Below are 7,420 nucleotides of genomic sequence, written 5' to 3' on the forward strand. Positions count from 1 at the left end.
GCTCTCGGGCCGGTTTGTTACAACACCTCCGCCTGGGCGCCGATCTCCGGAGCGTCGGATTCGATGTCCGCCTGCGGTTATAGATAACACGGTTCGTCGGAAGCTGTCCAGCGGACAGACCCCTGGCGGAGAAAGACGGAGTAGGAGACGATCGCGGCCGCCGAACCCGAGCCGCCCAAGAACCCCTCCATTTCAAGCACTTCCAGCGTCCCGATGGCGGATTTTTCCAGGGAGCCTTTCCACGACACGGCGAGGTTTTCCACCCGCTGGTAAGGGCCGTCAGTCGGAAGCATAACCGCCAAAGCCACATTAGTCCGGGTGTCCCCGTTTACAGAAAAAACATAGCGCTCGGCCACTTCGTATTGAACCTCTGCCGGCAGACTCACAAAAACCGCCGCCGGGAGGACGATCATTAAAACGATATAACCCGCGATCCGGATGATTCGGCTTATGGTCCGGAGTTCTCCTGCCCAACTTCTGAAAAAGGTATCCAGGGGACTGATGATCACCGGGTTGGCCCGCCCGTCGGGCTGTCCGTGGCGGATTCAACCGGCTTGTTCCAGCCGTCTGTTCAGCTTGCGATTCTAATCCCGTAGACGGCATTTTTTCCATGGTATAGTAATGCCCCTTAATCGATCCCAAAATTCACGATCCGATTCTGCCAGGGAGGCCATCTGTGCCGGTTGCGCATATCACCATTCCCATCCCCCTTCCGCAAGGCGTCTACTCCTTCCTGAAGAAGATCCGCGGAGGAAACCGTAAAACTTCAACGCCGCCGGCCGCACCGGAAGGCGCGCCGAACCTGGAAGGCGACCGCGACATCGAATGGACATGGGTCGGCGCCAATCTGCCTCCGGGCCGGGGCCGGGCGTTCGACTTCGGCTCCGGGGAGAGCAACTTGGCTTTGGAAGCCGCGCTGCGCGGCTACCGCGTCACCAGCGTCGATCTGACCCCGCCGGTCCGGCGGTATGTCCGCCATCCGCGCGTCGAATACCTCCAAGCCGATCTGTTGACGATGCGCCTGCCGAAGGGGGGCTTCGACCTGGTCATCAACTGCTCGACCGTTGAGCACGTCGGTCTGGCGGGACGCTACAGCGTTGCCGAGGAGCGCCCGGACGGCGACCTGGAAGCGATGCGGATCCTGCACCGGGCGATGAAATCCGGGGCGACGATGCTCCTCACCATCCCGGTCGGGATGGACGAGGTGTTTAAGCCGCTGACCCGTGTGTATGGAAAGAAGCGTCTGCCGCGCCTCACGGAGGGATTCGGCATCCTGCGGCAGGATTTTTGGTGGAAGAAAGGATCCAACCTTTGGGCGCCCTGCTCACGCGCCGAGGCGCTCGGTTTTCAGGCCAGCGCCGGCTCCTGGAACTATCTGGAAAACATTTATGCGTTGGGATGCCTGGTGCTGAAGAAAACCGGCCGGTAAATTCCAAAGATCCTTGTCTTGCTAATCCGTTGAATATCCGAATGGACTTGAGGGAGAGTCGCGCCCGGGCCTGCCCTGCAATGCGGGGCGGATCCAGACGGCATCCGCGCCTCCCAAGTCCTGGATTCCCGCGCAGAACACGCGGGATTGACGACACAACCGGAAGGCGATGGTTCACCGTTTTTCCGTTTTCCGGACAGCTCTATGAACCATCAAAATACGTATAGGAATTTTCTGGACCCGATACGTGCGGGGTGTTGAAAAAGTAAAAAATAGCGGTTGAGTAGCCTCAGGGCTCCTTTGGGGCGCAGCCCCGGCCCGACCCAAGCCTGCGCCCGCGAAGCGCACAGGTTCCCGATACTTTTTCGAATCCGAACGATTGCAAAGCGGGTCTCGACCGCCTTTTTCAGCACCCTACCGGCGCGGTCATCCCTCTTCTGAAAATCCTCCCCAAACGCGTTGCGGCAAACACAACCGATACGCATCGCTTCCGCCTGCGCTCCGCGGGTTCACCCGCCGATCAACCGGCATGTTCGGCGGCCGATGGTTCCCCGCGCGCCGGCGATTCCGTCAATTCCCGGGCCGGCGACAAGCGGCCGCGGGTGGCCCGCACCCAGAGCAGGATCAGCAGACTGCCGATCAGCATCGCCCCCACGCCGATCCATCCTCCTTCGGGTCCGAAAGCGCCGCCGGTGACGGCATCGGGCCCGCCCTGGCGGATCGCCAGGAAACTCGCCCCGATCGGCTCCAGCCCGCTGACGGGAAATCCGAATACGTTGCCTTGAAAAAAATTCCACGTGATGTGCAATCCGATCGGCAAGGCAAGCTCTCCGGTGAAGACGTACCCCAGCGCCAGGAAAACGCCCGCCGCCATAAGGTTCGCCACGCTGATGACGGTGACGTTCGGATTGGCGGAATGCATGAGCCCGAAGAACACCGAGGTCAGGATCACGGCCGAAGCAATCGCACCCGTCGCACCCAGCCAAAAGCCTTTCAAACCCTCGGAAAAATTCTTCATCCGGTATCCGCGGTGGTATAGCTCCTCGCTGATCCCGACGCAGACAAAAACCGCCAACGGAGGGAGTATCTCCAGCGGAAAAAATCCCTCCCCATCCGCCGTCATCAGGAAGCCTTCGACCCGGATCCATCCGGCGGCCAATTCCGCCAGAAAGACCATTCCCATAAGGAATCCGCCCAGGCCCAAGCCGAATGCGAAATCCGCCCACCACCGCTTGGAAAAGTGAAACCCGAAACCGATGAATCGGCGGCGGTCCAAGAACCTCCCCGCCGGCCACACCACGGCCAACGTCGCCAACAAGACGGAAAATTGCATGACCAGGAAGGCGACCGGGGAATTCAACAGCGCCATCAGGTCTTCCTGCGAACTCATCAACTCCGTCAAGTGCAATCTCCCGCTGAGGGCGAGGCCGATCAGGATTAAAAATCCCGCAATCGCCCCGATGGCAATCTGCAGGCTAAGCCAAAGGAAATCCGTGATTAACACCCGCCACAGCGCCCTGAGACGGCGCTCCGCCGGGTTCCAAAAAATATTGAGGATCGATTGTCCCATTCCGGTTTTCTCCCTTCCTCCGCGGACCGGGCCGTCTAGCGCCGCTCCCCGCCGCAACCGGCGGCGGAGGTTCGGTATTCCGGTCCGTCCAATAATTTTAATGCGTCTGGGGTCGCTTATTCCACTCCTTCGCTCCGGCAATGCGTTTTTCATACCACAACCTTCATACATACTGGAAGACAATGCCGGTATTGGTGCCGTTGTTGAAATCATCGGTGACGGTCAACCACCGGCCGTCCCGCGACAGGTATATTTGATAGGCGAAGGATCCGTCCCGCAGCGCGGGGATTTCGGATCGCTTCCACGTCCGCCCACCGTCGGCCGTGACCGCAAACCAAACGCTGCGGTCCAACAGGTCGTATACGGCGATCCCGTTCCGTTCATTCGGGAAGCGAAGGGCCGCCCGGGGGCCGTTCCCGGAAGGCACGAGCGATTCCCCTTCGGTCAATCCCAAAGAGCGCTCCTCCCAGCTTTCCCCGCCATCGGAGGTGACAAACAGCCTGCCGTGTTTATCCAGCACGTATCCGTCGGTTTTGGTGCGCAAAGCGACCGCCATAATTCCGCCTTCCGCGGCCGGCGAAGCCAGCAAGCGCCACGACCGGCCGCCGTCCTCCGTCGCCTGTAATTGGTAATTGGAGGACGCCCAGCCCGTCTGCGCGTCGAGAAAACTCAGGTTTGGGCATCCGGACGGTGAGACGGTCGTCCATGTCCGTCCGCCGTCGGTGGATAGGCGGGTCCCTCCGTTTCCGCAATGCCAGGCGACCCGCTCGTTGACGATTTCCACCCCGTGGCGGCAATGCAGTTCCCCGGATGCCCGGGTCCAAGATTCGCCCCCGTCCGTCGTGTAGCGTACGTCGTCGTCCGGCCCCGCGGCCAGGCCGAATCGCGCGTCGTGAAACCCAGCGACCGTCACCGAAAAAAGGAGGTACGCCGGTCCGATATCGCCGTCCAGCCGGTCGGAGGAAATCTGTCCGAAGGCGATTCTCCGGACCTCTTCCCAGCGCCCGGGAGAATCGAAGCCGTGCAATTCCTTCCCGAACGGCATTGCGCACCCGCCGGAGACGACTATCCAGAAAAACGAAAAGAACCGCAGGATCTTGGAAGATAATTCCCGCTTCCGACCCCGGGTTCCCGCGAGCGATAGCATGGATGCCGTTCCGAGCCTATAAAGCAAACGCCGGTTCGGCCGAAATGGAGTGAAGGAGCTTTTCCGCCTTCCGGATCTGCTCGCGGGTTCCGGTCAACGCCAGCCACACGCTTCCTTCCGCGCCGCATACGCCGCCCGCCGCGGCCACTTCGGCATCCGCGCCCGTGAGTTGGGCAAGCGCGTCGAGCTCGGTGTACACCGCCCCGCCCGGGACCGGGAACAGGCGCGGCCCTTCCGCGCCCGGGGAATTCAGCAGCAGCGCGAGCCCGTCGAGGTTCCCGGGAATGCGCTTCTCCAATCCGACCGGAAGGATGACGCACACCCGCCGCCCGGCCGCCGCCTGCACCGCCGCCCCGACCGTCCCCGCCTTGGGATGGCCGATGAGGACGGCTGCGCGGCGCGAGGCCAGATCGACTGCATTGGCGCCCTTGAGGATCACATCGCCTTCCTTTAACTCCTCGACCACGTCGAAGATGGTCTTTCCCTTCTGCCAGACTCCCTTCTTTAAAACGACGTCGCCCGGAAACTCGCTTTCATCCGGCAATCTGCCGGATTCGGTGGTCGGGCGGCCGGGGGGCAGCGTGATCCCACGGAAGAAGCGGCGCCTGGAAAAATCATCCGCCCCGCCGGCGGCCGCGAGAATCTCCTCGGCGACGCAGCCGTTGGTGGTTCCGGCCACGATCACCAGGGTTCCGGATTCCAGGACTTCGCGGATCACGGGGTGATCGGCCAGCCCCTTGGCGATGAGCCGTTTTCCTGCCGCCGGGGTGAGCGGGAAGGTTTTTGCCGTTTGGTTTTTTGCGGCCGCCATGGTTGTACCTCCCGGGGAGACTGCAAGGTTTCACGATCGGATCAGGGTATCGAAAAAAACCCGCCCGTTCTTCCGGCGGGCGGGTTCCATTGTATCAGCACGCGAGCGCTGAAAAAGCTCAGGCCCTCTTCCGCGCCCATCCCGGGAGACTGCGGCCGTGTTTTTCTTGGTCCGCCGCCGGAGCCGGGGCCGGCGAACCGTCAGTGAGGATCCGGGCGGCCTGATCCGGTCATTTCGGCAGCGGGATCATGGCCAGATACAGCGCGCCGGCCGCCGAGAGCACCGACACATAGGGAAGGATCCGATGCGAGAGGGAGATCGCCGTCCGCGCGCCCGGGCTGATGTCGGCCAACCCGCCCGCTCCCAGGATGCTGACCAATCCACCGCTGACGATCGTGGCGCCGAGCAACACCCCGGCCAGGATGACGGCCCCCAGCGCGCCCGGGGCCAGCGGCGCAGAGCGGTGGATCCAAGACACCGCGATTCCCAACAGCACGAGATCGGCCAGGGCGATCAATTTATGCACGGTAAGCGGAAGGGTCGGATACGGCTTGGCGGACCGGCTGAGCCAGTATCCGGTGAGGAATACCGCCAGGAACAGAATTCCGACAACGGTCAACCGCGAGGGCATGGTGTTCATTTTTCTCCTTTATCTATATGGATTCATTCGTCCGTGGCCTTAAGGACCACGTTTCCGACGACGGTTCCGCTCTCCAGCAGCGCATTGGCTTCGGCCGCCCGGAGGATGGGGAATTCCGCCGCGATAAGCGGTTGGATCTTTTTTTCCTCCAGCAGGCGGAACAACGCCGCCCAATCCTCGAGAAACGGCTTCCGGTTCAGGTACGATTTCCCGGTCGAATAATACGTGACGGATTTGCCGTCCGGAAGCAGGCTGTAGAGCAGCATCCTTCCGAACACCTCGAACAGGCCCCCGGCACTTTGGGGATTCCCGTATCCGACCAGGATGCCCCCCCGCTTGAGGACGGAATAACCGCGGCGGAAGGAATCCCCGGCCATCCCGTCGAAGACCGCATCCAGGCCCTGCGGCTCCCGGGAGCGGATCACGGCGACAAAATCCTCGCTGCGGTAGTCGATCGGCACGGCGCCGTACTCAGCCAGGACGGAGTGCTTGCTCCGCGAGGCCACGCCGAACATCGCCAGACCGGCCAGCTTCCCCAACTGCAGGAACGCGGTCCCGATCCCGCCGCTCGCGCCGATGATGAGGACCTTCTGACCGCGCGTGACGTGCGCCAGGCGATGCAGTGCCTGGAAGGCCACCAGGTAATTCATGATCAGCGGAGCCGTTTGGACCGGCTGCACACCCGCCGGAATGGAGATTAATCGGCCCTCGGCAAGATAAACATATTCCGCATATCCGCCGTACCCGATCAGCGCCGCGACCCGGTCCCCCACGGCGGTTTTCGTCACGCCGCGCCCGACCGCATCCACCTCCCCGACAACCGCATACCCCGGGGTGAACGGCGGCTTGGGGATCAGCGGCGAACGCCCGTAGCGGGCGGTGATATCGGGGGCGCACACGGGCACGGCGAGCACCCTCACCCGCACCTTCCCCTCCTCCGGCGGGAGCAGTTCGTGCTCCACGATGCGCAGGTTTTCCGGTCCGCCCCGGCGGACGACATCCACACGTCGATAGATCATCCCGTTGTCCTTCCCGTCCCGGATTCATCCGCAGCGTTGCTGCGGATCCCGTTCCAGAATATTTCGAACCCCGAACGGATGTATTCTTCCCGCTTCGCCGGGCTCGTTCCCGGCCCGATCAGGCTCATCACGCCAACGATCTGTTGATACAGCATCCCCCCGACCAGCTCGATCGGATACGGCTTGATTTGCCGCTCCTGCAATCCCTGTTGCACCGCCGCGAAGTAGTATCGGAAGTACCCTTCGCTCTCGCGGACGGCTTTTTCGCCTATGGTGCGCGTATCCCGGACCTGCCGGGCATAGCTGTATGCCTCCGGATGATCCAGAAACCAGCGCAGCGAACCTTCCCAGATGGTCCAGAAAGAATCCCGAGTCGAAAGCGCGGGGCTCAGCAAGCCGTTGATGTGCTCCGATTGCTCCCGGGCGACACGCAGGATCAGCGCATCGATCAAATCCTGTTTGGTCGGGAAATAAAGGAACAATGTGCCGGCCGCGCTCCCGGCCTCCCGGGCGATCTCGGCGGTCGATGTGCGGGCGACGCCTTTTTCGACGAAAAGCTTCAATGCGGCATCCAGGAACTCGGTTCTTCGCTCCGGCTTCAGGCTGCGGGCCATTTCTTCTCCAGTATATATTGACTGACTACTCACTCATTTTAGCATAAAGAAACAGGTTGTCAAGTGTTTTTTTGAGCTAATTTTTAATCTTTTTTAATTTTTTAAATGACTCCACTGCAAAAAGGTTGATCGAAAAACGAATCCCGGCCGAGTCCAAGGTGTTCTATTCCATGAACGAACCCCACCTCAA

Annotated in this window: 8 protein-coding genes; 1 reads left to right on the forward strand and 7 read right to left on the reverse strand. The window is 61.5% G+C overall.

What is annotated here, in order from left to right; genetic code table 11:
- Positions 1–77: 77 nt before the first annotated feature.
- Positions 78–413 (reverse strand): hypothetical protein, encoded by a 336-nt coding sequence (locus tag JW929_06015; protein MBN1438949.1) that lies wholly within the window; start codon positions 411–413, stop codon positions 78–80.
- Positions 414–676: 263 nt separating this feature from the next.
- Between JW929_06015 and JW929_06020 the strand changes: the two genes are divergently transcribed.
- On the forward strand, positions 677–1,429 hold the full coding sequence (locus JW929_06020; GenBank protein MBN1438950.1) for a class I SAM-dependent methyltransferase: 753 nt from the start codon (positions 677–679) through the stop codon (positions 1,427–1,429).
- A gap of 520 nt (positions 1,430–1,949) precedes the next feature.
- Here JW929_06020 and JW929_06025 read toward each other — a convergent pair.
- The 6 genes from JW929_06025 to JW929_06050 form a co-directional block, all read right to left on the reverse strand.
- Entirely contained in the window at positions 1,950–2,999 is a 1,050-nt protein-coding gene (locus JW929_06025; GenBank protein ID MBN1438951.1) for a CPBP family intramembrane metalloprotease, read from the reverse strand.
- A gap of 163 nt (positions 3,000–3,162) precedes the next feature.
- Positions 3,163–4,146 (reverse strand): hypothetical protein, encoded by a 984-nt coding sequence (locus tag JW929_06030; protein MBN1438952.1) that lies wholly within the window; start codon positions 4,144–4,146, stop codon positions 3,163–3,165.
- A 16-nt stretch (positions 4,147–4,162) separates the two neighbouring features.
- Positions 4,163–4,957 carry a hypothetical protein gene (locus tag JW929_06035; GenBank protein MBN1438953.1) on the reverse strand — a complete coding sequence of 265 codons (795 nt, stop codon included), beginning with the start codon at positions 4,955–4,957 and terminating at the stop codon, positions 4,163–4,165.
- Positions 4,958–5,186: 229 nt separating this feature from the next.
- The gene (locus JW929_06040; protein MBN1438954.1) at positions 5,187–5,597 is read right to left on the reverse strand and encodes a hypothetical protein; all 411 of its coding nucleotides are present in this window, start codon (positions 5,595–5,597) and stop codon (positions 5,187–5,189) included.
- 23 nt (positions 5,598–5,620) lie between these two features.
- Positions 5,621–6,616 carry a zinc-binding dehydrogenase gene (locus tag JW929_06045; GenBank protein MBN1438955.1) on the reverse strand — a complete coding sequence of 332 codons (996 nt, stop codon included), beginning with the start codon at positions 6,614–6,616 and terminating at the stop codon, positions 5,621–5,623.
- Positions 6,613–7,230 (reverse strand): TetR/AcrR family transcriptional regulator, encoded by a 618-nt coding sequence (locus JW929_06050; GenBank protein ID MBN1438956.1) that lies wholly within the window; start codon positions 7,228–7,230, stop codon positions 6,613–6,615. Before JW929_06050 ends, JW929_06045 begins: the two co-directional genes overlap by 4 nt.
- Positions 7,231–7,420: the final 190 nt, after the last annotated feature.

The sequence above is a fragment of the Anaerolineales bacterium genome, assembly GCA_016928575.1.
In the GTDB taxonomy this organism is placed as follows: Bacteria; Chloroflexota; Anaerolineae; order Anaerolineales; family RBG-16-64-43; genus JAFGKK01.

Coding starts and splice junctions, on each gene's coding strand:
- JW929_06015 (MBN1438949.1), bottom strand. CDS start 413: ATGATCGTCCTCCCGGCGGCGGTTTTTGTGAGTCTGCCGGCAGAGGTT.
- JW929_06025 (MBN1438951.1), bottom strand. CDS start 2,999: ATGGGACAATCGATCCTCAATATTTTTTGGAACCCGGCGGAGCGCCGT.
- JW929_06030 (MBN1438952.1), bottom strand. CDS start 4,146: ATGCTATCGCTCGCGGGAACCCGGGGTCGGAAGCGGGAATTATCTTCC.
- JW929_06035 (MBN1438953.1), bottom strand. CDS start 4,957: ATGGCGGCCGCAAAAAACCAAACGGCAAAAACCTTCCCGCTCACCCCG.
- JW929_06040 (MBN1438954.1), bottom strand. CDS start 5,597: ATGAACACCATGCCCTCGCGGTTGACCGTTGTCGGAATTCTGTTCCTG.
- JW929_06045 (MBN1438955.1), bottom strand. CDS start 6,616: ATGATCTATCGACGTGTGGATGTCGTCCGCCGGGGCGGACCGGAAAAC.
- JW929_06050 (MBN1438956.1), bottom strand. CDS start 7,230: ATGGCCCGCAGCCTGAAGCCGGAGCGAAGAACCGAGTTCCTGGATGCC.